Origin of the sequence: Pseudomonas sp. S07E 245 (genome assembly GCF_019599025.1) — a bacterium.
Lineage (GTDB): Bacteria > Pseudomonadota > Gammaproteobacteria > Pseudomonadales > Pseudomonadaceae > Aquipseudomonas > Aquipseudomonas shirazensis.
Map to the genome: position 1 here is coordinate 1,667,394 of NZ_CP080625.1, position 23,371 is coordinate 1,690,764.

The 23,371-nt window shown below is 61.1% G+C and carries 18 protein-coding genes; 15 read left to right on the forward strand and 3 right to left on the reverse strand.

Features of this window, described 5'->3' with window-relative positions:
• Positions 1–67 precede the first annotated feature (67 nt).
• The 12 genes from K3F44_RS25090 (at position 68) to K3F44_RS07545 (ending at position 11,148) form a co-directional block, all read left to right on the forward strand.
• Complete coding sequence (locus K3F44_RS25090; protein WP_371411612.1) at positions 68–802, forward strand: methyl-accepting chemotaxis protein; 735 nt, start codon at positions 68–70, stop codon at positions 800–802.
• A gap of 117 nt (positions 803–919) precedes the next feature.
• The gene (pnuC, locus tag K3F44_RS07495) at positions 920–1,486 is read left to right on the forward strand and encodes a nicotinamide riboside transporter PnuC (protein ID WP_150569160.1); all 567 of its coding nucleotides are present in this window, start codon (positions 920–922) and stop codon (positions 1,484–1,486) included.
• Complete coding sequence (locus tag K3F44_RS07500; protein ID WP_101319678.1) at positions 1,483–2,034, forward strand: AAA family ATPase; 552 nt, start codon at positions 1,483–1,485, stop codon at positions 2,032–2,034. Before pnuC ends, K3F44_RS07500 begins: the two co-directional genes overlap by 4 nt.
• 299 nt (positions 2,035–2,333) lie before the next feature.
• Positions 2,334–2,771, forward strand: a complete 438-nt coding sequence (locus K3F44_RS07505) for a hypothetical protein (protein WP_101319680.1) — start codon at positions 2,334–2,336, stop codon at positions 2,769–2,771.
• A 1-nt stretch (position 2,772) separates the two neighbouring features.
• Positions 2,773–3,345, forward strand: coding sequence for an adhesin (locus K3F44_RS07510; protein WP_101319682.1), 573 nt, complete (start codon positions 2,773–2,775; stop codon positions 3,343–3,345).
• Between the two features lie 51 nt (positions 3,346–3,396).
• Positions 3,397–4,833, forward strand: coding sequence for a heme utilization protein (locus K3F44_RS07515; protein ID WP_220633685.1), 1,437 nt, complete (start codon positions 3,397–3,399; stop codon positions 4,831–4,833).
• A gap of 61 nt (positions 4,834–4,894) precedes the next feature.
• On the forward strand, positions 4,895–5,575 hold the full coding sequence (locus K3F44_RS07520) for a C39 family peptidase (protein ID WP_150569157.1): 681 nt from the start codon (positions 4,895–4,897) through the stop codon (positions 5,573–5,575).
• A 37-nt stretch (positions 5,576–5,612) separates the two neighbouring features.
• Positions 5,613–6,359, forward strand: coding sequence for a hypothetical protein (locus K3F44_RS07525; RefSeq protein ID WP_220633686.1), 747 nt, complete (start codon positions 5,613–5,615; stop codon positions 6,357–6,359).
• A 46-nt stretch (positions 6,360–6,405) separates the two neighbouring features.
• A complete protein-coding gene (locus tag K3F44_RS07530; RefSeq protein ID WP_220633687.1) occupies positions 6,406–7,689 on the forward strand; it encodes a hypothetical protein in 1,284 nt (427 codons plus the stop codon).
• A gap of 134 nt (positions 7,690–7,823) precedes the next feature.
• Entirely contained in the window at positions 7,824–10,022 is a 2,199-nt protein-coding gene (locus K3F44_RS07535) for an LTA synthase family protein (RefSeq protein WP_220633688.1), read from the forward strand.
• Between the two features lie 138 nt (positions 10,023–10,160).
• Complete coding sequence (locus K3F44_RS07540) at positions 10,161–10,547, forward strand: VOC family protein (protein WP_101319692.1); 387 nt, start codon at positions 10,161–10,163, stop codon at positions 10,545–10,547.
• A gap of 31 nt (positions 10,548–10,578) precedes the next feature.
• Positions 10,579–11,148, forward strand: coding sequence for a hypothetical protein (locus K3F44_RS07545; protein WP_101319694.1), 570 nt, complete (start codon positions 10,579–10,581; stop codon positions 11,146–11,148).
• Positions 11,149–11,202: 54 nt separating this feature from the next.
• On the opposite strand, the gene K3F44_RS07550 is transcribed toward K3F44_RS07545, so the two are convergent.
• Complete coding sequence (locus K3F44_RS07550; RefSeq protein WP_220633689.1) at positions 11,203–12,873, reverse strand: MFS transporter; 1,671 nt, start codon at positions 12,871–12,873, stop codon at positions 11,203–11,205.
• A gap of 263 nt (positions 12,874–13,136) precedes the next feature.
• On the opposite strand from K3F44_RS07550, the gene K3F44_RS07555 reads away from it, so the two are divergent.
• The gene (locus K3F44_RS07555; protein ID WP_220633690.1) at positions 13,137–18,014 is read left to right on the forward strand and encodes an NEL-type E3 ubiquitin ligase domain-containing protein; all 4,878 of its coding nucleotides are present in this window, start codon (positions 13,137–13,139) and stop codon (positions 18,012–18,014) included.
• A 5-nt stretch (positions 18,015–18,019) separates the two neighbouring features.
• On the opposite strand, the gene K3F44_RS07560 is transcribed toward K3F44_RS07555, so the two are convergent.
• Positions 18,020–20,485: a UvrD-helicase domain-containing protein gene (locus K3F44_RS07560; RefSeq protein ID WP_150569153.1), complete on the reverse strand. Its 2,466-nt coding sequence runs from the start codon at positions 20,483–20,485 to the stop codon at positions 18,020–18,022.
• 223 nt (positions 20,486–20,708) lie between these two features.
• Here K3F44_RS07560 and K3F44_RS07565 point away from each other — a divergent pair, with 223 nt between their 5' ends.
• Entirely contained in the window at positions 20,709–21,407 is a 699-nt protein-coding gene (locus K3F44_RS07565) for a pirin family protein (protein WP_150569152.1), read from the forward strand.
• An 18-nt stretch (positions 21,408–21,425) separates the two neighbouring features.
• On the opposite strand, the gene xerC is transcribed toward K3F44_RS07565, so the two are convergent.
• Positions 21,426–22,340, reverse strand: coding sequence for a tyrosine recombinase XerC (xerC, locus tag K3F44_RS07570; RefSeq protein WP_220633691.1), 915 nt, complete (start codon positions 22,338–22,340; stop codon positions 21,426–21,428).
• A gap of 213 nt (positions 22,341–22,553) precedes the next feature.
• Here xerC and K3F44_RS07575 point away from each other — a divergent pair, with 213 nt between their 5' ends.
• Positions 22,554–23,201, forward strand: a complete 648-nt coding sequence (locus K3F44_RS07575) for a DUF1345 domain-containing protein (RefSeq protein ID WP_220633692.1) — start codon at positions 22,554–22,556, stop codon at positions 23,199–23,201.
• Positions 23,202–23,371: the final 170 nt, after the last annotated feature.

The window sequence follows — 23,371 nt, forward strand, 5'->3', positions numbered from 1 at the left end:
GTCTGCCGGCCAGGTCGGCGACAACGCCGGGCAAGCGCAACTGCGCAGCACCCAGCAATCGCTGCAGATGGACCAGGTGGCCACCGCAGTCAACGAAGTCACCTATGCCGTGCAGGATGTGGCCAAGAACGCCGAACAGGCCGCCAGCGAAATGCGCGCCGCGCAAGCGCAGGTCAGCCATGGCCAGCAGGCGATCCACGGTAGCCTGGCGCAGATCGACCGCCTTTCGCTGACCATCGACGAGGCCGTTCAGGTGATTCGCCAACTGGCCGGGCACAGCACCAAAATCGGCGGTGTACTGGAGGTGATCCGCTCGATTGCCGAGCAGACCAACCTGCTGGCCCTCAACGCTGCCATCGAAGCCGCGCGGGCCGGCGAGCAAGGCCGCGGCTTTGCCGTCGTGGCGGACGAAGTACGCTTGCTGGCGCAACGTTCGGCGCAGTCGACCGCTGAAATCCAGACCATGATCGAGCACCTGCAAGGCCAGTCCGAGGCTGCGGTGAAAGCCATCGATACCTCCAGCGAGGCCTCGCGCCAGACTGTCGCACAGGCCCGCGAAGCCGGTTCCAGCCTGGATGCGATCAGCCAGGTGCTGAACAACCTGACTGCGCTCAACGCCTCGATTGCCAGTGCCACCCTGCAGCAATCGCACGTGGTCGAGGAGATCAACCGCAATGTCACCGACACTGCCGGGCTGTCGCTGGAAACCGCCGAGGCGGCCCGCCAGTCAAGCGCTGCCGGCCTCGCCCTGGGCCAGTTGAGCGAAGAACTGGAACAACTGCTGCGCCAGTTCCGCGTCTGATGCCTACAGCCACTGGATCAGCTCTTGCTGCCTGATCCAGTGGCCTTACGCAGACAGCTACACCTACCCCGCCCCACAGGCTACAATCGCGCCCTTCCCCTGCCCCAAGGATCGCCGATGTCCGGCCTGGAACTCTTCGCCGCCGCCCTCGGCGTCATCGCCGTATGGCTCACGGTCAAGCAGAACCCCTGGTGCTGGCCGATCGGGCTGGTGATGGTGGTGCTGTACAGCTGGGTCTTCTATGAAGTGAAACTGTACTCGGACATGCTCCTGCAACTGATCTACGCCGTGTTGCAGCTGTATGGCTGGTGGCAGTGGACTCGCCCTGGCCACCGCGAAGACGCCCGCCAGGTCTCGCGCCTGCAGACCACACCGATGCTGACCGGGCTGGGCCTGGGCCTGCTGGCCAGCCTGGCACTGGGCGCAGCGATGGCGCACTGGACCGATGCCGCGCAGCCCTGGCTGGACGCAGCGCTGACCGGCTTCAGCCTGGTGGCACAGTTGTGGATGGCGCAGAAGCGCCTGCAGTGCTGGACTTTGTGGATCGTACTGGACGTGATCTTCGTCGGCCTGTTCCTGTACAAAGGCCTGTACCTGACTGCCGCGCTGTATGCACTGTTCACGCTGATCGCCGTACGTGGCTGGTTCGAGTGGCGGCGCGACCCTGCCCTGGTGCAGGCATGAAGGTACTGGTGCTGTGCGGTCCGGAGTCCAGTGGCAAGAGCTGGCTCAGTGGCGAAATCCAGGCACACTTCGGCGGCGAACTGGTGGGCGAGTACGTCCGCCACTTCATTGACGAGCAGGGCCGGGATACATGCTTCGCCGACATCCCGGCCATTGCCCGTGGGCAGCTGGCCTGGGAAGACAGCGCGCGGGCCCGCCAGCCTGATCTGTTGATCCTCGATACCCACCTGCTGAGCAACATGCTCTGGAGCAAGGCTCTGTTCGGCGATTGCCCGCCTGATATCGAACAGGCGCTGTTGGCGCGGCGCTACGACCTGCACCTGCTGCTCGACCCGGCCGGGGCCGACTGGGTCGCCGATGGTCAGCGTTGCCAGCCGGACCTGCACGAGCGTCAGGCCTTTTTTGCAGACAGCCTGGACTGGCTGCAACGCCACCAGCAACCGGTGCAAATCATCGGCGGCAGCTGGCCGCAACGCAGCGCTGCGGTTTTAGCTGCAGTCCAGCGCCTGCTTGATGGCAAATCGCCGGCCTGTGCTACCGAGTGTTAACTCGCTGACACACCGAACTGGGTCCAAGTCCCTGTGTTTACGTGCCCTGCGGCGTAAACAGCGGTGCTGTCACGCTGGTGATACAGCTTCGACCAAACGCCGTTCAGGTATGGCCAGAGCCGATGCGTCGCTTGTTTGCCCGGGAAACTGTGTCAGTGCTGAAACAGCTGCTGCGATGCGTAAACAGCATGTGGCCGTAGCTGACTGATTCCCAAGCAATTAGTAAAAGCGGCACGGCTCCTGCTCTCCTCCTTCGCAACGCTGATCAGGGCCAGCGATCCGAAGAAGGAATTGCCACCGTGGCGACACTCGATAAAGGCACCTTTCACCTGTTACTGGCAGGTTGCGCACTGGGGGCAAGCCTGGCGCTGCCGGCCCAGGCCGACAATGGGCTGATCGTCATCACCCGCGACGTGCAGACGCGCAATGCAGTGCGAGCACCGCTGATCCCCGACCCGAGCCCAGTCACCGTCAACACCAACCCTTCCGCGCAGATTCTCAGGCAAACCAACGAGCTCAGCGATGGCGACTTCGCCTCGATCAGTAGCGGCGCAGGCATCAGTTCGCTGATCACCCAGCAGACCACCAACCTGGGCGGCAACATCAGCACCCAGAACCAACTGCCGAATCTGGCCGGCGGGCGTTCCACAGGCTCGGGCAGCGGCATCGCCAACATGGTCAACTCCAACGTGCAGCAAGGCCTCGGCGTACTGAAAAGCATCGGCGGGGGCCAATGACATGAAGCGCTCATTGCTGATGCTGGCCACGCTCCTCACAGCCCCTGCGTTCGCCCAGTCACCCATCGTCAACAACGCCAGCATCGACAGCTCCGGCGCCATGTACCAGGGCAACATGGCGGTCAACCAGGCTGCGGGTGATTTTTCCCAGCAAGCCAACGCCCGCGCCCTTGCCAATGGGCACGGCGCCAGCGCCACCACGCAGATCCGCCAGCGCCTGCACACCACGGTAGACGCCAACATGGACGCCACTGCCAGCATTCAAGGCAACGCCTTTACCAACGGCAACGGTGTTCTGGGGGTAAACCAGAGCAGCGGCGCCAGCAACCAGCAAGCCAATGCGCTGCGCATCAGCATCAGTGACCAGCCGCAAAGCATCGACGACAGCGTCCTCATGCAACAGAACGTGGCGCTGCTCAACAACTCCGATCCAGCTGACCCGAACCTTGGCAGTCGCCAGGTCACTACCGGTAACCAGGCATTCACCGGCAGCCGTGGGGTCATTCAGTTGAATCAGAGCGCCGGGGTAGGAAATCGAACGGCCAACACCCTGAGCGTCCGGGTCGTGGACTGACCCAAACAGGTAAGAACAACACTTAACCTAAAATAAGTACGGAGAATCACCATGAAACCTTCGATGGCAATCAAGCCTCTGGTTTTCGCAATTGCTGCGATCATGGCTGTAGCTGTACAAGCTGATGATCGGCGTGGCAACGGGCATGGCAATGGCAACAACAACCAGCCCCGCACGACCATCATCCCTATTAGCGCAACTGCCACCGCAATCGACCGCCAAAGCAGTACAGGCAACACGATTCACAATGAAGGCACCATCAACGAAGCCGAAATGAGCAGCTCCGGCTCCGGCGCCAGCGGCAACGTCGGAGTCAACGTTGCGGCCGGTAACGGCAACCAACAGGATAACGCCGCGGCCATCGCCAACGCTGCTTCTGATTCCAGCCTGGACAACAGCTTCGTGTTCGGCACCGCCACCGCAACTGCCGACGTCAAGCAATACAGCAACAACAACAAGGTCAACAACTGGTCGACCCAGAGCTCGGCGGTGATGTCCGGTTCGGCGTCTGGCACCAGCGGCAACGTCGGTATCAACATTGCCGGCGGCGACCTCAACCAACAGAAAAACACCATGGCGATCGCCAATACCAACTCGCCTATCGGTAACTCGGTCGCCACTGCCCGCGCCGATCAAAACGGCCCAGGGCTAACCGTCAACAACCGTGCAGATCGCAGCTACACCGTCGAAACGCTGAGCTTCACCACCTCCTCCAGCGGCTCCTCGTCACGCGAAGGCACCTTCAATTCGACCGACGACCGGAGTTCCTCGTCGAGCCTCAACCTGAGCGGCTCCAACGCCGCCGCGTCGAGCGGCTCGCACAGCTCCAGCGCCAGCGGATCGAACAGCTGGTCAGCCAGCGGCTCGGGCAGCGCCAACGCCAGTGGCTCCAACAATGCCAATGTCAATGGCTCGGCCAGCGGCAACGCCAACAGCAGCAGCTCGGCTTCGCTGAGCGCAACGCTTGCCGCCGCAGCCGACGCAGCGCGTTCGGTGACCTTCACCAACGGCGACCGTGAACGCACCCGCAGCGAAACCGCCAGCGGCTCGCTCAACGCCTCGCTGGACGCTTCGGTCGATACCTCGCACCAGACCAGCTACGATTCTTCGTTCGAAAAATCCTTCGGCTCTTCGTATGACAAGTCGCGTGACTACTCCTACGACAAAGCCCGCGATTCTTCCTACGATAAATCCCGCGAGTCTTCCTACGAGAACGCTTCTGCTTCTGCCTATGAAAAATCAGTCGAGGCGGCTTCCGAGTCTTCCAACGACATTTCCAAAAGCTACAGCGAAGCCAACTCGTATGACCTGAGCAACACTGTTTCCTTCCAGGTCCTGACTCCTACCGGCTGGGCCAACCCTGTTACCAACACCGCTACCCTGAGCGGTTCGGTCAACGGCGGCAGCGGCAACCTGGGCGTCAACGTCGCATCCGGTGTCGGCAACCAGCAAAGCAACTCGCTGGCAATCTCCAACACCTCGTTCTGAGTGTTGCCTCGAAGGCCCCCTGCCAAGGGGGCCTTTCTCACCCGAAGCAGAAGGCCCGATCATGCGCATTATCGCCCTGGCGTGTTTGCTTTGCCTGGCCAGCCTGAGTGAAGCGGCGCAAATGCCACTTTCCGTGCTGCCCAATGGTGCGGTGGTGTACAAACCCATTCAAAGTGTTCGCGAGCGCAAGTTCGCTGACCTGGTGCAGCAGAAGACCGACTTCAGCTGCGGCGCAGCAGCGTTGGCAACCATTCTGCGCCAGGCCTATTGGCTGGACGTCAACGAAGAACAGATCATCGAGGGCATGCTCGCCCACGCCGATCAGGACATCGTCCGCGTGCAAGGCTTCTCGATGCTGGACATGAAGCGCTATGTGGAAAGCCTGGGCATGCGCGCTCGCGGCTACCGCGTCACCACCGACACCCTGAACAGCATCCGTATCCCGGTCGTGGTGCTGATGGATATCCGCGGTTACAAGCACTTCGTGGTGATGCAGAAGGTCGACAAGGGCTTCGTCTATATCGGCGACCCGGTCCTGGGCCACAAACGCTACAAGACCGAAGATTTCATCAAGGGCTGGAACGGCATCATCTTCGCCATCATTGGCCAGGGCTACGACAAGAGCAATGCCCTGCTCGACCCACCCCAACCTTTGACCGCCAAGAGCCGCGTCAATGGCTTCACCCCGCTGCAAGACGCCGAGTTGATGGACTTCGGCTTTATCCAGAGCGACTTCTTCTAACACTAACAACAGGGGCAGCAAGCTCCGGGAGCACGCGATGAAGATTCCACTGTGGCTGGCACTGACCTGCCTCGCCGCCAGCCTGCCAAGCCATGCCCAGGTACTGCAACCGATCGAACTCAAGGACCAGGAACTGGCCAACCTGCGCGGCCGCTACGTGCTGCCGGGGCGCATTGTCAGCTTTGGCCTGATCATGAGCAGCACCTGGGAGAACGCCAAAGGCGAGGTGATCGGCGCACGCTCGTCGATGCAGATCCAGCAATCCACCATCAAGCCGCAGTTCTATGTGTCCTTGATTGACGAAAAAGGCACCGGCACAGCTTCGACGCAAGCCCCTGGCACTGGCACCGTGACAGGCGGCAACGGACTCAACAGCACCACCGGGGTCACTCAGGTAGTGCGTACCGCTGGCGATCACAACACCGCCTACAACGATGTCGATATCAATGTCAGCCGCGGCAACCAGGCTCCTGCCAGCGAACCCCAAGGCCAGGTATTAGCGGCCGGCACGCAGTTGGTCGGCGCCAACGGCGCAGGCTCGTTGAGCGTTTCTTCAAGCGGTTCCGGAATTCAGTTGAACATCGCCGCAGGCAACAACCAGGGCAGTACAGTGCAACGCCTGGCCCAAGGTGGACTGATGCAAAACACCACGTTGCTCGGCGCCGGCAACCAGGTTCGCAACATCACCTCGCTCAATGTCGTGCTGCGTGACAACGTCGCCGGCGCGGGTGCCATGAACGGTAATCTGGACCAGCTCAAAGGCATTCGCACTCTAGGATTCTGATCTACGCTCTGTCTCATCACATGTAGTCAGAAGGGACGGCTAACCCATGCATCGATTGACCACGATCAGAGCTATCGTTTGTCTGAGTAGCCTGACTCCGGCGACATTGCTTTACGCCGCTGCCGACCCTCAGGTCGAAGCGCTCAAACAAGAACTGATCGAGCTCAAACAGCGCTACGAGGCGCAGCAGAATGCGCTGATGGTGCTTGAGCAACGAGTGCGTCAGGTTGAAGCCGCGCCCCCGGCCGCGCCACCGCCCAAGCGCCTGACCCGTTCCCCTGCCGAATCGGTCAAAGGTGGCCAGAGCGTGGCCGCCGGCGCGCCAGGTGCATCCGGTAGCTCGTACGGGCAGTCTCTGCAGGACGACTCGGAGCCGGCGCAGAGCGTTTCCAACCTGTATGACGAGGCCAGCGGCTTCTTTGGCCGCGGCAAGTTCAGCGTCGAAACCGGCATCACCTACACCCACTACGACACCCGCGCACTAACCCTCAATGGTTTCCTCGCGCTGGATTCGATCTTCCTCGGCAACATCAACCTGGACCGGATCAAGGCCGACAACTGGACCCTCGACCTGACGGCGCGCTACAACCTCGATCAGCGCTGGCAGTTCGATATAAACGTGCCAGTGGTGTACCGCGAGTCGACCTACTCCTCAGGCGGCGCTGGCGGAGCCGGCCCCGTCACCTCGGATGCCACCGTGACGCGCGACCCGACCATAGGTGATGTCAACGTCGGCGTTGCCTACAAATTCCTCGATGAATCGGAAGATTGGCCGGACGCGGTATTCACCCTGCGAGTCAAAGCCCCGACCGGCAAGGATCCGTACGGCATCAAGCTGGTCAACGACCCCACCAACGACAACCTGTCGGTGCCCGAAAGCCTGCCGACCGGCAACGGCGTATGGGCGATCACGCCGGGCATCTCGCTGGTCAAGACCTTCGACCCGGCGGTGCTGTTCGGTAGCTTGTCTTACACCTACAACATGGAAGACTCGTTCAGCGACATCAGTGCCCAGGCCAACAGCAGGGTGCCGGGCGACGTCAAACTGGGCAACTCGTGGCAGATCGGTGCCGGTATCGCCTTTGCCCTGAACGAGAAGATGAGTATGTCCTTCTCGGTATCGGACCAGTTTGCCAGCAAGAGCAAGATCAAGCCTGACGGTGGCGACTGGCAGTCGATCAGCAACAGCGACTACAACGCTGCCAACTTCAACATCGGCATGACCCTGGCTGCGACCGACAACCTGACCATCGTGCCAAACCTGTCGATCGGCCTGACTGACGACTCGCCAGACTTTTCCTTCAGCTTGAAATTCCCTTACTACTTCTGATCCGGCAAGCACACGCGGGCGCTTCGGCGACCCGCGTTTTGGTTACTTGCCTTGTCCAATCCGGCCTCGCCGAGCTACGCCTGTTATCATCCAACAGATTTGTGTGACGGTTTGATGGCAGGAAGGACGCTTTGGTGAAAATTATACTCGGCCACCCCCGCGCACGGTTGTGGGCGCTGACCGTACTGGTCTTGCTGATCCCCTTGGGCGTGCGCGCTTTGTTGGGCTGGTCCAACCCATTTGGTTACTTATCCGATCTGGCCATTGGCAGCTTGCTGGTGCTGGCTCTGCACCGCTGCGCCTGGTGGCTGGTGATGCCCGTATTGATCGCCTGGGCAGCGCTGCTGGTGGCCTCGGCGGAGCTGGTCAGCGCGGTAGGCAGGCTGCCGGCCAGCGCCGACCTGAACTATCTGTTCGACCCCCAATTCATGGAAAACTCCACCGGTGGCGCCCTCGCCCACGCCTGGCTGCCCTGGGTGTTGCTGGCAGCCGTAGTGGCCTGGCTGGCGAGCATCTGGCTGACGCGCGGCGCCGTGCCGCAGGCATTGCCGCGCAAAGCCTGGGCACTGCCAGTACTGTTGCTTGGCACGCACTGGGCCGGCCAGCACCTGCTACCGTCCGACGCTGACCAGTGGCGCCAATTCAACCTGCCCCACCAGTTGCTTTCGGCAGGCGCGGGTGATCTGCAGCGCAAGGCAAACAAGCACTTTGGCGACAATCTGCCGGTCCCGGTGCTGGAAAGCGCCGGTCTGACCCAGTCCGACCTCAACGCGCCGCGGCTGCTCGATGGCCCTGGCAGCGCCCGCAACGTCCTGGTGATCACCCTGGAGGGGATTCCCGGCGCTTACGTGCGCGCCAACCGCAAGGCCTTGCACAGCCGTTTTGACGAGGAGCTGATGCCCAACCTCAGCCGCTGGGCCGAGCGTGGCATGAACACTCCGGATTACGTTCTGCACACCCACCAGACCATCCGCGGGCTATACGCGATGCTCTGCGGCGACTATGACAAGCTCGCCAACGGCACCCCCAAGGGTGTCGAACTGCTGACCCAGGAGCAACGCAACCAGGCCTGCCTGCCCGCGCAGTTGCGTCAAGCGGGTTTCAGCACGCATTTTCTGCAGGGCGCCGGACTGCGCTTCATGGCCAAGGACCGGGTCATGCCGCACATTGGCTTCGAAGATGTGCATGGGCTGGAGTGGTTCAGCAACGCCAACTATCTGGAGTTCCCCTGGGGCAAGGACGACCGCGCGTTTTTCGAAGGCGCTCACACCTACCTGAGCCAACTGCGCAAACAGAACAAGCCGTGGATGCTCAACCTGCTTACGGTAGGCACTCATCAGCCCTACTCAGCACCTGAGGACTACCTGCAGCGCTTCGACAGCCCGAAGCAGGCGGCAGTAGCGTATCTGGACGATGCGCTGGGCGCGTTTCTCGATACGCTGGAGCGCGAGGGCGTACTCAAGGACACGCTGGTCGTGATTACCTCGGATGAATCCCATGGCATCGACGGTGTGCGCCTGGCTTCCTCCTGGGGCTTCAACCTGACCCTGGCGCCGGAACAGGCCAGCCTGCCACAGATAAAGAACGGCACCTATGGGCATGTCGACCTGACCACGTCGATTCTCGATTACTTCGAATTGCCGATCCCGGCGGCCCTGGGCGGCCGCTCGTTGTTCCGCGAGTACGATAGCGGTCGCGAGATGATCTCGTTCACCAACGGCATGCTGCGCTACCACAACGGCCAAGGCACCTATACCGAGTGTGACTTCCAGCAGCGCTGCCGCAACTACGCCAGCACTGGGTTCATTGCCGACACGGCCAAATACCTCGGCCCGAGCAGCGACGACGTCGGCCAGCAATTGGCCGATCTGGCCACCACCCTTGACCGCTCGCTGCTGCAAAGCCCGCTGAACCTGCGCTACCAGTTTGGCGGTACCAACCGCATCGCCTTGGGCAAACACGCCGACAATGACTGGACAGACAACCTCATCGGCGCGCAGTACCTGGAAATGCCCGAAGGTTCGCGCACGCGCATTCGCCTGGAGGTTCGCGCATTGGACCCGGCCCATGTCGCGCACTTGCAGCTCAAGGCCAAGGAGTTCGAACAGGACGTGCAAGTCGGCCTGCCGGAACAAATGGTCGCGACCGCCGACGAGCCCATGGTTCTGGAGTTCGATTTCGATAACCCGAGTGTACGCAAGGCCTTCTCGTTCCACCTGCTGGGCTACGGCGAAGGCGAGATCGAAATCAGCGACTTCAGTGTGATCACCGCCATGCCTGGCGAAGAAGACAACCTCGACGAGCTGGACGGGCACGTCGCCCAGTCCAGCTGACGCTACTGCAACGCTATTGTGCAGCCGCCAGGGAACTCGGCAAAGCGGCGCTGCCTCTACTTGAAAGACGCACTGGTGAAGTTCACCCGAGCGTCTTTACTTGAATAAAAACAATAGCGTCACAGAGGGATGTGCCCCATGAAGATTGTGGTCACCAGTATTCTTGTCGACGATCAGGCCAAGGCTTTGGCTTTCTATCACTACGTATTGGGTTTTGCCCCCAAAGAAGATGTACCCATGGGTCGGCATCGCTGGCTGACCCTGACCTCGCCTGACGTTCCCAACGGCGTCGAATTGCTCCTCGAGCCTGACGACCACCCGGCGGCAAAAGCCTACAAGATCGCCATGCGCCAGGACCAGATCCCCGCCACCTCATTTGCGGTCAAGGATATCCAGGCTGAGTACACCCGCCTCTGCGCAGCCGGTGTCGCCTTCACCAAACCACCTACCGACCTCGGCGCGGTCACCGTCGCCGTGTTCGATGACACCTGCGGCAACCTGATCCAGATCGCTCAGCGCCACTGAGCACCAGCGTCGTCAACGCAAGGAATGACCCATGCGCTACGAATTCAACGAAGTGCTCAACGATCAGATTGATTATTTTTTGCTTGGCGACATCCAGCTGCTCGCCCGTTTCAAGGAAGAAAACGGCCTGCCCGACGACCTTGCCTATGAATTTACCCACACTGACAGCGGGGATCGGGCAGTGCTGGAAGGCGTGGTGCTGCCTCTGGCCGGCATCGAAAACCTGCCTTATACCGTTATCTTCAGCCTTGATGAAGTCAGCGCCGCCCTGCTCCAGCCAGGTAGCCAGCTCAAACACCGCCGAGAGGGTTATTGGTTACGGGTGGAAAATCGTGCGGTGATGCTGTTCACCTGGCGGATTCTGCAGCATTTCACCAACAAGACCATGGGCGATCTACTGGCGCGCTATCAAATGCGCAACCGGCCGATCATCGAGCTGGAAAACGGCTGGTACCAGGTTGAGGTACTGGCCGGTGCCGTGCTGCGCGATGGCCTGTATGAGCCCACGTTCGAGTTCATCTTCGAATCTGCTGCGCGGCGCATTGACCGTGCGCCAGTCGACACCGCTTACGCCTTCACGTTACGCGCTGACATAGCCTGAACCGAGGCCCGACGGGAGCCGGCCGAGGCCGCTCCCGCAGGCAGTCCCAGGGCGTCAGGTAATTTCCCGATCCTTGGTTTCGGGCAGGAACAGGATCCCCAACACCGCCGTCATCAGCGCAATGATGATCGGGTACCACAGCCCATAGTAGATATCGCCCGTGGCCGCGACCATGGCGAACGCCACGGTCGGCAGAAAACCACCGAACCAGCCGTTGCCGATGTGATACGGCAGCGACATCGAGGTGTAGCGGATGCGCGCCGGGAACAGCTCGACCAGCCAGGCGGCAATCGGCCCGTAAACCATGGTCACGTAGATCACCAGAATCGTCAGCAGCAACAGCACCATGGGATAGTTGATCTTGTTCGGGTCGGCTTTTTCCGGGTAGCCGGCTTCTTTCAAGGCTGCGCCGAGAGTGGCGGTGAACGCGTCATTGCGGAGTTTGAAGTCAGCACTGGCCAAGCTGCTGCCATCAAAACTGGGCACCTGCCGCTCGCCGATCTGGATCTGGGTCAGGCTGCCAGGTTCGGCGTGCTGGTTCTGGTAGGGAATAGCACGCTTGGCCAGCAAGCTCTTGGCCACGTCGCAAGAGCTGGTGAATTTGGCTTTGCCCACCGGATCGAACTGGAACGAACACTGCTCAGGATCGGCAATCACCACCACAGGGTTCTGCGCCTGGGCGACAAACACGTCCGGATTACCGTATTGAGTCAGGGCCTTGAAGATCGGAAAGTAGGTGAACGCCGCAATGATGCAACCGGCCATGATGATTTTCTTGCGGCCGATGCGGTCGGACAGGCTACCGAAGATGATGAAAAACGGGGTGCCGATCAACAACGAGCCAGCAATCAGCAGATTGGCCGTCTGCGGGTCGATCTTCAGGGTCTGCAGCAGGAAGAACAGCGCGTAGAACTGCCCGGTGTACCACACCACCGCCTGCCCCGCAGTGCCGCCAAGCAGCGACATGATCACCACCTTCAGATTATCCCAGCGGGCGAACGATTCGGTCAGCGGTGCTTTGGACTGCTTGCCCTCAGCCTTCATCTTGAGGAATACCGGCGACTCGTTGAGCTGCAGGCGGATGTACACCGAGACAGCCAGCAGCACGATCGACAGCAGAAACGGTATACGCCAACCCCATGCTTCGAACGCCTCGGTACCCAGCGCCGTACGACAGGCAAGGATCACCAGCAGCGAGAGAAACAGGCCCATGGTCGCGGTGGTCTGGATCCAGGCGGTAAAGAAACCCCGCTTGCCCTTGGGTGCGTGCTCAGCAACGTATGTCGCGGCGCCGCCGTACTCACCGCCCAGCGCAAGGCCTTGCAACAGCCGCAAGGTAATCAGAATGACCGGGGCTGCTACACCGATGGTCGCGTAACTGGGCAACAGCCCGACCACTGCGGTAGACACCCCCATGATCACAATGGTAATCAGGAACGTGTGCTTGCGCCCGATCATGTCGCCGAGGCGGCCGAACACGATTGCGCCAAACGGGCGCACGGCAAAGCCTGCAGCAAAGGCCAGCAGCGCGAAGATGAACGACGTGGTTTCGTTGACACCGGCGAAGAAGTGCTTGGCGATGATCGCCGCCAGCGAACCGTAAAGATAGAAGTCGTACCACTCGAAGACTGTGCCCAGGGACGAGGCAAAGATGACCTTGCGCTCCTCCTTGGTAATGCTGTGCTTGGGCGCGCTGCCCGTCGAGGTGCTGTTGATCGCCGCCATGGGTTGCCTCCGTCGTGCATGAGTAGGCCGGAGTACTACACAGTCGAGCACCGCACCCTGGCCCTTGGGCTTTTCTTGGATCACGGTTGCGCGAAGCACGACGAAGCAGACCGCCTCGGATCGCAGCAAGGTAAGCTCAAGCATAATCGCCTTTGCCGGGATCGCCAGCCGGCTACAGACGTCGCGCCTGAACAGCGTTATATACCGCCAGGGCCGATCTGCCGTAGGGTTCGATGGCGCTCCAATTCGACAGGAGTGCGACCATGAGCAACCCCCCGTTTCATCACGCGCAAATCGTCCGTAGCCTGCCCGCCTGGAGCAAGGAGCTGCACCCTGACCATGTCAAACAGGTGCTCACCCGCGCACGCAAGGACTATCTGGATTCCACGGGCGCACCTTACCCGTGGTACGCCAAGGCCCTGCCCATCGAGCAGGATGCCATTCGCCGGGCAGTTGCTGAGCGCGACCGCAGCCAGCAGATGCTGAAAGCGTTGCTGAGTCCGCTCAAGGGCATCAGTACCTTCTGCCGCCCGCTACTGCAACAGCGGCTTGCGATCAGCACTTCGGTTGACCAGGCACAGTATGTCTATCAAGCCACGCAGGTCGAGCAACCGACCGTCCCGCCGGGTGGGCCGAGCGTGCCAACCACGCCGTTGCCGGTGATTGCCAAAGGTCAACCACAACTGCGCAGTTTGCTTGAAGCTGCCCTGCACAATTTTGAAGGGCTTGAGGACACCACGCGCCTGAGCCGGCTGCAGAGCAGCGCAGAGCAGATCACTGGCCTGCCGGAACTGAGCCTTGCCGACTTCATCGGGCACTGCCGGGCGCTGGATCTGGGCCAGAAGTTTCAAGATCACTTGAGCAGTGTCTATGACGGCACGCAGGCCAGCCAGATCCGCGATGCCGCGATCAAGGCGCGCCGCGACGAGTTTCGACTGCAGGCACGCATTGCCTCGCTCAAAGGCCTGCTGAGCAGTCAGAACGCCGCCGCAGCGCACGCGCTGAGTGCTGACAACGCCAGCGCCGACCAAGCACTGCAATGCTCGCAGATCCTGCTGCTGGGCGTACCGATCCACGAAGTCATGTTCATCTCTCGGGCGGGAAGTGCCGAGGGCGGCCCGGCCATACTGTACATCCCCGGGACAACAGATCAGATCAGGGAATATGCATCGATCGCAGACAGTTTCACTGCCTTCAAGCAGGCACTGCTCGACCCGCAGGTGCGCAAGCGTTTGCTCGCTTTTGTCCCTCAGAGCCAGCAACCGCAGCTAAAGGTCAAACTCATGCGGGCACTGTACGAGAACAGCGAGGACCACGACGGGCAGGCGCTGGTCCCACGGCGATCGGTTCATCTGGATATCGTCTTCACGCCGTTGCCCAGCCAACCCTGGTCAACCCTCGAAGCGAGGCACGTGGCCAGGCTCAAGAGCGATGCGCGCAGCATTGCCGTGCCCACTGCCGACATCGACGCCAACGTGCGCGAGAAACAACTGCTCCACTGGTTGGACATGGGCATGACGATACTTAACGTAGCCGCCTTCTTCATCCCGGTGCTAAACCCGCTCATGCTTACGCTGGGCGCAGCGCAGATCATGGGCAGTGTTTTCCAGGGCATCAGTGCCTGGGAAGACGGCGACAACGCCGAGGCCATCGCGCAGCTGGAATCGGTCCTGCTCAATATTGCGGTCGTCGGCGCAATCGGCGGCGGTGGCGCTGTCCTCAAGGCCTCCGGCTTTATCGACGCAATGCAGAGTATCCGCGTGGGCGATGAAGAACGACTCTGGCATGCGAGCCTGTCCGGCTACGCCAGCGACATCCAGATATCTGCCTTGCAGGCACCCGATCAAGCGGGACTGTATCACCTCGACGGGCGGACCTACGTACGCATCGATCAAGCACTTTATCAAACGGAGCAAGCTGCGGACGATGCCTGGCGGGTACTGCATCCGCAGAATCGCCAGGCGTATTCACCGGCGCTCGAGCGTAGCGCCGGCGGAGCCTGGCGGCTGGCCCACGAATCGCCACTGGAGTGGGATCGCCCGACGTTGCTGCGCCGGCTTGGCCGCTTGGCTGAATCATTGAGTGCGTCCGACCTCGACAGCGCCTGGCGCAGCACGGGGCTTGACGACGGCGTGCTGCAACGCGTGCATGTGGCAGGCGAGAAGATGCCGTCACTGCTCGAAGATGCCTTGGCCCGCCTTGAAGCCGATCGACAAGTCAGCGAGATCATTGATAGCGTACGCAACGCCCGCACTCTGGCGGCCTCTTACAACTTCGCCCTGCCCGAGCTGGTGCAGCTACACCGCTGGCCGCAGGATCATGTCATTCAGGTCTTCGAAGGCAGCGAACGCTGGGGGGCGTCGACCTTCTACAGAGCCCAGGCGCAAGCCTTGGGTGAAGTGGTGATCCAGATCAGCCGCAGTGAACTGGAAAACGGCGAGCTGGCCGAGGTCGTTCTGTCGCAGATGGAAGATGCCAGCGTCCTGAGTGACGCCAGCGTGACCGAAACAGAGCGCGCGCAAGCCTTGCAGAACCAGTTGGCCGACAACCTCGAAGCCAGCCGTCAGGACGTGTTCGACAAACTTTACCCCGGTTCTCAGGCACCAGCCACGACCGCGGTCACGCGCCTGCGCGGACAATTTGCCGGCCTGCCCCGAGTGGCTGCAGAAGAAATCGAAGCACACGCCAGCAGCGTCGAACGCCAGCAGATGAATGCTCAATCGGGGCGTATTCCGCTGCGTGTGCTTGAGGAGGCACGCCTGATGCAGGCACGCGCGCGCCTCGATCGGGCGATTCTTGGCCTGTATCGCCCGTTTCTCGCCAACACCGACACCAGCCTGTTGATCGAGGGTCTGCAAGCCCGCCAACCTGAACTGCGTGGCATGCAGCTGTTCAGCGCGGCAGCAGCTGACCGTGCCCAGGCTGCCAAGCTGATCGGGCAACAGCCGCTACCCTCGCGCGTGCGTTCACCACTGCGCCTGGCAGACGGGCGGATCGGCTATCCCCTCAGTGGTCGCGGTGTACCACGACCGCGCGGAACCACTCCAGCACGACGACTGCAAGCCCTATACCCAGAGCTGGACAGCAGCCAAATCAACCAGTTACAAGCCGAACTGGCCCAGGGCGACAACCTCGCAGCAGCCATTCAGCAGCTGCAAACCGAGCAGCGGACCCTGCACCATGAACTGGCACGATGGACCAATGCCGCAGCGGACATCCTTGAACGTGACGAGCGCCAGCACTGCGCCGAGGTGTTGAAACGTTCCTGGCGCCGTGAAGGTGGTGCCGAGCGCGGCACGTTGAGACTTGAACACATTCGCTTGGCCGAGCTGCCGGTACTGACCGCGCGTTTCCCGCACATTCGCTCGTTGAAAATCGACGGTCTGCAGTTGCAACGACTTCACGCCGATTTCTTTGCAAACTTCCCGAAGCTGGAAAAACTGACCTTGATTAGCCATCCGCAACTGCCCGGCGAAGCGATTTTTACCGCGCTGCGTGGGGCTCCGGATCTGATCCAGCTGAAGATTTCCGGCTGCGCCCTGAGTGAACTCTCTACCACTGCACATCAAGTTCTGGGGGCCATGCGTCGCCTGCGCATTCTCGATCTGGGTTATAACCAGCTCACTCTGGATCATGCCCAGATGACCTTTCTGGCCACCCTGCGGCTCGACGCACTGAGACTGAGCAACAACCGCATCGTCCTCGATCAGGCATTGGCCGAGGCCTTCCAGAACCTGATCAACCTGCAGGCCCTGCATCTGGACTTCAACCCGCTGGGTGTGCCGCCTGACTTGAGCTACATGGCACGTTTGAATCAATTGTCGCTGGGCCACTGTCAGTTGCAGGCCTGGCCACCGGGCTTGACCACCCTCATGAGCCAGCCACAGTACCAGCTGCGCCAGCTGGAACTGTCATTCAATCGGATCCACACCGTACCGGACCTCGCGGCGGTGATGCGCACGCCGTACGCTCGAGACCTGGGTGCGGGCTTGCCGGGGCGAATCTGGCGTTTCAACTATAACAACCTGGAGGCAGAGACACGCTCGCGCTTGCTCAACATCGGTGTCAACGCCTACGAGCACGAGGCAGAGGTGGCGCAGTGGCAAATGTTCTGGCGAGGCAATGCCACGCCGGCACAGGAGCAACTCTGGATCTCACTCTTCGAGCATGGCGAGAACACTGAACTGTCCGGGGTGCTGGAACGACTGGTGCAGTCTGCCGAAGCGCGTCGTCAGCCTGAGGCGCTGGCCAAGCGCGTCTGGGCATTGCTCGAGCAAGCTGCGGCAGACAGCGCGCTGCGTCAATCGCTCGACGAGGTCGCCCAGGCGTTCCCGCCAACGTGTGGGGATGCCGGCACGGATGGCTTCAGTGCACTGGAAATCGAAGTACTCACTCACCTTGCCAGCCGCAGTGAAAGCCCTCTGGCAACTCAGTTGCAGCTCTACCGCAAGTTGTTCAGGCGTGCTCAGGTCGACGCGCTGGCCGACCGCATCGCGCTGCGTCGCACCTTGCGCAAGGCCGCGCTGCAAGAAGCCGACCTCACCGGTGACGAGGTCAACCTGCCAGCGCTGGACCCGCTCGACGACGTCAACGCCGCACCGGACTTGGAGCTGCATGCAGGGCTGATCGACGACATCGAGATTCGCCTGGCCTTGCGTCAGCAACTGGCGCCCGTTCTCGACTATCCGGAACCGAGCAGCGGCATGCTGTACGAACAGATAGCGATGCTCAACGCGCAAATCCGCAGCAACGTAGCCAACGAAGTCCGCCGCCTTGATCTGGACACTCAGGCCCGGCACAGCTGGTTGCTGGAGCAACCAGCGTGGGAACATAGCGTGCGCCGGCAAAACGCTGATCAGTTCCTGGCGTTGACCGACTACTGGCGTGCCGGGCTCGACTACATCGACTACTGCCTGGACGAAAGCAACGAGCCGGTCACCCAGCTCTCGGCATCGGTCATCAATACATTGCAGACGGCGCTGGGCCTACCCTTGCTGGACACAAGCGGCAATCTGCTGAGGATCCCGCTGAACTCGGCTCAGTATCAAACCGCGATCGATGCACTGCTACTGGAGCAGAAAGCCGTTGAGCAAGGCTTGTTCGAGAGCATTACCCGGAGCCTGGAAAGCACCACCGCCTGACGCTGCTAACTGCCGCGCAGGTCTTCGAAGAAGGCCTGCCGGCCATCTACCTGGGTAGCCGCCCGCGGCAGTTTTGCGGTTTCGCTGCGGGCCGCTTCGACATGCCAATAGCAGTGTCTGACCGCTCGGGTCATGGCGACATAGGCAAGCCGCTGCACCTCTTCCTTCTGCGCCGTATCAAATGCCTGCGCATCACCGGCGCGGCCTAGCCCAGCCAGACGATAGACCTGATTCTTGTATGGAGAGCTGGTCAGATACTGACAGTCCCCGAGCATGAATACCGTATCGGCCTGCAGCCCCTTGGCGCTGTGGTAGGTCAGCTGACGCAGTCGACGTTGCGCTGCCGGCACACTCGCATCCATCGCGCATACTTCTTTTATATGCTCTGAAATCAGAAGCTTATCGCTGCTTTTTCGAAACAGTATCATCACTGATTCGCCGCGTTTATAGTGCTCGATCACCGTCTGACCAAGCGCAGCCTCATCCCGCTCAAGCACCTTGACCGGCGACAATGGCAGGCTTGCCGCGGGGCCACTGGCCCGGGCTTTCTTACCGGCGATCGCCGCGGTGCCCTTGACCATGTGCTCTGCCGCATCGATCACGTGCTGCTGACTGCGGTAATTGTCGATAAGCATCACCCGCGTGTTCGCCGGCGACGGGAACGTCTTGCTGAATTCGATGAAGTACTTGGGCGAACTGCCTCGCCAGCCGTAGATCGACTGCCAATCATCACCCACACACATCAGTGATGCATGCTGGGCGTTGCGTGCGACATGCATGGCTGGGCCGCGCCGTCGAATCTCCGCGAGGCTGGCTCGCAACCAGCTGACGATCTGTGGCGAGACATCCTGAAACTCGTCAATCATCAGGTGCGCCAACGGGCGCAGCAATGGATCGGGCAACAGCCGCAGATTTTCTGGGTTGTTCTCGCCAAACAAGGCGAACATGCGGTTGTAGCTCATCACCGGTGGAGACTGCGCCAACAGATGTGACTCCAGCGCTTTCCAGAACAACGCCAGCGCCTCGAAAAACACCGCATCGTTATCGCCGGGAGGGAAACTCATGGCGCTCACAGCGGCGCTGACATCCAGGCCGAGGTTCTCGATAAAGCCGGCGGCGCTGACAAATGCATCGAGCAAAGGCGCCGGGGCAAGCTCGCCATTGACCTTGTACTCAAAGCCCGGACCAGCCACCGCATCACCTGCCAAAGTGGCAGCCAAACGCTTGGCGCTCGCGTAGTTATCCAGCCAAATCAGTGGCTTATCGCAGAATGCTTGAAACAGGGTGCGCTTCACCGCCCATTCTGCACGGACGGTAAGCTTGGCCCCGCGACGCTGGTACTGGGCGCTTTCGCTTGGATCAAAGCCAAGTACCACCAGGGCGTCCTGCCCAGCCAGGCGGCCGTGCACGTGAAACTGGCTACCGCGGATCTGCACCGTTTCGCGGCAAGGCTCGATGCCCTTGATCGGCCAGGCGCCCGCGCCGAACCACAGATCCTCAATCACATCACACAGTTCTTCATCGCGCTGAGCAGCCAGTTGGGTCACTTGCGCGCGCTTTTGCACATCCGGGTGATCCGGGTCCAACGGCTTGAGCTGCAAGGCCTCGCGGCGCAGAGCTGAGATCAGCTCGGCAAAGCGCGGACTGCCCCCAAGCAGGTCGCTGTAGCAGCTGTTCAGTTGCTGGCGCTGGGCATCATTGAGGCGCAGATCGAATGGGTTGCTATCGGCTTCGCTCAGACCCTCGTTGTCGTTGCCCAGGTTCTCGAATGCGCGGAGCTGGCCAAAGCCCGGCAGGCTGCGCACCAGCGGCAGGATACGCGAATGAAAAGTACGCACCAGCTCACGGGCTGCAGCGGGCGCCAGGCTGATCTGCCAGTGGTCGAAGACCTGCTGCAGACGCTTGATGAAATCCAGCCGTGACTCGCGGGTAAAGGTCACCACGGTCATCGCATCCAGCTCGTAGCCCAGGTAGTGGCGCAACAACAAGATGCGCAAGACCAGCGAAGTCGACTTGCCAGCGCCTGCGCCCGCCACCACACAGGTCGACGGTGTGTCGCTGAAGATCAGCTTCCACTGCGCGGCGCTGGGCTGTGCAGCTGCGGGCAGACGCTGGGCAACATCAGCCTTGAAACGCTTTTTCAGTTCAGCAGTGACCGGCAAACGCCAGTCGTCGAACAGGTTGTTGTCCTGCCCGGGGCCTGCGCCCTGCTCTGGACGGGTATCACGAATCACCAGTACCTGCCGGCCGGCTTCATAACCCTCGGCGCGGCCCTGCTCAAAGCCCTCGCGCAAGCCATCGACATGGCCACTGCGCTGCCCGGTGGCGTGGCCGAGAAACCACGAGTCGCGGTGCTGCGCTTGCAGCCGGCTCAAGCCTCGGCCCAACAGTCGTGCGGCCAAACGGCGCAACCAGGGCAACTGGGCAGGTGGAATCAGTTGGGCGGGGCTTTGGGGAAGCTCGTGCGACACGGTCACTCCAGTGCGATCAATACATCGGCTTATGGTGGCTGCAACGCGTAAAAATCGCCAGCAATTGCTTGCACATCAGCCTATTAGCCGATGAATCGCATAATTGACTGCAGCTCTATACATCGGCTAAGACGATGGTTTTAAGCCGTTATTTACGCTTATATTCGATTCTTTTTAGCTGCATCATGGCGTCCATCCAACGCTATTCAGGGAGCCGACTGTCATGCTGCACCTCAGACCTTTTGCCAGCCTGGGCCACGCCAATCACGGCTGGCTCGATGCTCATCATCATTTTTCATTCGCTGAATACTACGACCCAACGCGCATGCACTGGGGCAACCTGCGGGTCTGGAATGACGATCTGATCGCCGCCGGCAGCGGCTTCCCGCCGCATCCGCATCGGGACATGGAGATCATCACCTACGTCCGTGAAGGGGCGATCAGCCACGAGGACAGCTTGGGTAACAAGGGCCGTACCGAGGCCGGCGATGTGCAGGTCATGAGTGCTGGCAGCGGCATCGTCCACAGCGAGTACAACCTGGAGAAGGTCGACACGCGGATTTTTCAGATCTGGATCATCCCTGAACGTGTTGGCGCAGCACCGGCCTGGGACGTTCGCCCGTTTCCCAAAGGCGAACGCGGTGAAGGCTTTGTGACCCTGGCCAGCGGTCGCAGCGGCGACGAGCAGAGTTTGCAGATCCGTGCCGACGCAAGATTGGTAGCCGCCACCTTAAGGGCCGGTGAAACCGCACGCTACAGCTTCGATGAAGGCCGCCGGGGCTATCTGGTACCCGCCAAAGGCAGTATCGAGGTCAACGGCGTGCGGGTGGAGACGCGTGATGGTCTGGCCATCGAGCAAGAGCCGGTGCTGACCGTGACGGCGCTGGAAGACAGCGAAATCGTGCTGATCGACGTCGCCTGACCTGCATAGCCAAACGCCTCAGTAGTCGAACCGATCCACCGCCCTGCGCCGCTCGTTGTCATCGCGGCGGTCGTAGGCCGCCGTGGTCTGGATATTGGCATGGTGGGCCAGCTTCTGCGCAATCGACAGATCATGCTCTTCAATGACCCGGGTAATGAACGCCCGGCGAAAATCATGCGGCATAATCTTGACCCCGACCTGCGCGCCGCGCTGGCGAGCGATGTAATAGATCGCATGCTTGGTGATGCGCGCGCGGGTGATGTGGTTGCCGCGGCGGATGCGATTGAACAGGAACTCATCATCGGCTTCGCCGACAGGTAGCTGCTCACGGCGCAAGTCCAGCCACGCCTGGAGTTTTTCGAACGCCCAGGCCGGTGCGTACTTGACCAACTGCCGGTTGCCCTTGCCCACTACCTGCAAACTGCGCTCGGTGAAATCGACCTGCGCCAGGTTGATATCCACCGACTCGGACTTGCGCATGCCGGTGCCGTACAGCAGTGCAATGATCGCAGCGTCCCGCACACCTTGCGGCCGCGAGTCGGCGGCGCAGGCATCCATCAGTTCACGAATCAGGCTGCGCCGCAGATTGCGCCCGGGCGGCAGCCGGCTGCCGGTCGCCGGTTTGACCTCACGCATGCGCAGCAGCTGTTCATGCCCTATCAAGCCCTGGCGCCAGGCTTCGTTCATCACCCCACGCACGGCATTGACGTACAGCGAAGAGGTATTGGGCGCGTAACCGTCTGTGCGCAGCGCCGCGACCAGGGCGATGATGTGCCCAGGCTCAAGCCGGTGCCAGGACACGTCGGCGATATCACAGTCGATGAAGCCGAGCCGGTCGGCGGCGTCCTGCAGAATGTAGCGCATGGTCAGCTGACTGGAAGGCGCCAGCCGGGCGAGATACTGCAACAGGGGGTTTTGCAGAGAATCGGTCAAAACATGAATCCTATTCCTTGAACTTCAAGCTGCAATCAATGCCATCATCTTGATATGCAACAGGTTTGGCCCTTCGAGCTGCCCTGATGGTACCGGAAACACCACGCCGTTGCTGACCAGCAAGTGCCCGTGTGCACCGACGCTTGCGATGTTATGCACCGCGCCAGCCCAAAGCGCTAAAGTAAAGCTCACCGCCCCTGCCAGCGAGGCCCTATGGCACTGCACCGTCTGACCCGCTCTCACCCTCGCCTGACGATCGCCACCCTTGCCGGGCTGGTTGGCGGCTGGTTGATTCCGGCCGAAACCCTGATCCAGCACCTGCTGGCCGGCTGGAACCTGGGTGTCTGGCTGTATGTGCTGCTGGTGCTGTGGCTCAGCTGGCGGGCCACACCGGCCAAGGTTCGCCAGGTCGCGCAGATCGAAGACGAGAATGCCGGCCTGGTGCTGTTCGCGGTCTGCCTGGCGGCAATTGCCAGCCTGGCTGCAGTGGTACTGCAACTGGCAGCCAGGCAAGACCTGCACGGTAGCGAGTTGACGGTGCACTACCTGTACACCGGGCTGACCGTAGCCGGCTCCTGGCTGCTGATCGGCTGCATCTTCAGCCTGCATTACGCGCGACTGTTCTACACCTCGGCACTGCCAGAACCGCCCCTGCGCTTTGCCGATGGCGAGCGCAAACCGGACTACTGGGACTTCCACTACTTCGCTTTCACCCTCAGCGTGGCCGTCCAGACCTCCGACGTCGGCGTTGCCGACCGCGGCATCCGCCGGGTGGTTCTGGCGCAATCTCTGGTGGGTTTTGTCTTCAATACGGCGATTCTGGGGATCACCATCAATATCGCCGCGGGCTTGTTGGGCTGAATATGCCGACGAAAACGTTTGCCTCAATGCGCTAGCCGTGACCGAGGTCAAGCATTGGTATAAATGTCATCTTTTGTACGAGAAACTACCGCCTCAGGTGCTAAGGTTACAGTCCTTGACACCAATTGACAGCGCAACACTCAACCCTTTCCTACACAAGGTCGAGGAGG

What these genes read in the sequence shown, in the direction of transcription:
- K3F44_RS07525 (WP_220633686.1), top strand. Translation starts at nt 5,613, where the DNA reads ATGAAGATTCCACTGTGGCTGGCACTGACCTGCCTCGCCGCCAGCCTG.
- K3F44_RS07520 (WP_150569157.1), top strand. Translation starts at nt 4,895, where the DNA reads ATGCGCATTATCGCCCTGGCGTGTTTGCTTTGCCTGGCCAGCCTGAGT.
- K3F44_RS07510 (WP_101319682.1), top strand. Translation starts at nt 2,773, where the DNA reads ATGAAGCGCTCATTGCTGATGCTGGCCACGCTCCTCACAGCCCCTGCG.
- K3F44_RS07540 (WP_101319692.1), top strand. Translation starts at nt 10,161, where the DNA reads ATGAAGATTGTGGTCACCAGTATTCTTGTCGACGATCAGGCCAAGGCT.
- K3F44_RS07550 (WP_220633689.1), bottom strand. Translation starts at nt 12,873, where the DNA reads ATGGCGGCGATCAACAGCACCTCGACGGGCAGCGCGCCCAAGCACAGC.
- K3F44_RS07515 (WP_220633685.1), top strand. Translation starts at nt 3,397, where the DNA reads ATGAAACCTTCGATGGCAATCAAGCCTCTGGTTTTCGCAATTGCTGCG.
- K3F44_RS07555 (WP_220633690.1), top strand. Translation starts at nt 13,137, where the DNA reads ATGAGCAACCCCCCGTTTCATCACGCGCAAATCGTCCGTAGCCTGCCC.
- K3F44_RS07565 (WP_150569152.1), top strand. Translation starts at nt 20,709, where the DNA reads ATGCTGCACCTCAGACCTTTTGCCAGCCTGGGCCACGCCAATCACGGC.
- K3F44_RS07575 (WP_220633692.1), top strand. Translation starts at nt 22,554, where the DNA reads ATGGCACTGCACCGTCTGACCCGCTCTCACCCTCGCCTGACGATCGCC.
- K3F44_RS25090 (WP_371411612.1), top strand. Translation starts at nt 68, where the DNA reads ATGGACCAGGTGGCCACCGCAGTCAACGAAGTCACCTATGCCGTGCAG.
- K3F44_RS07545 (WP_101319694.1), top strand. Translation starts at nt 10,579, where the DNA reads ATGCGCTACGAATTCAACGAAGTGCTCAACGATCAGATTGATTATTTT.
- K3F44_RS07530 (WP_220633687.1), top strand. Translation starts at nt 6,406, where the DNA reads ATGCATCGATTGACCACGATCAGAGCTATCGTTTGTCTGAGTAGCCTG.
- K3F44_RS07500 (WP_101319678.1), top strand. Translation starts at nt 1,483, where the DNA reads ATGAAGGTACTGGTGCTGTGCGGTCCGGAGTCCAGTGGCAAGAGCTGG.
- pnuC (WP_150569160.1), top strand. Translation starts at nt 920, where the DNA reads ATGTCCGGCCTGGAACTCTTCGCCGCCGCCCTCGGCGTCATCGCCGTA.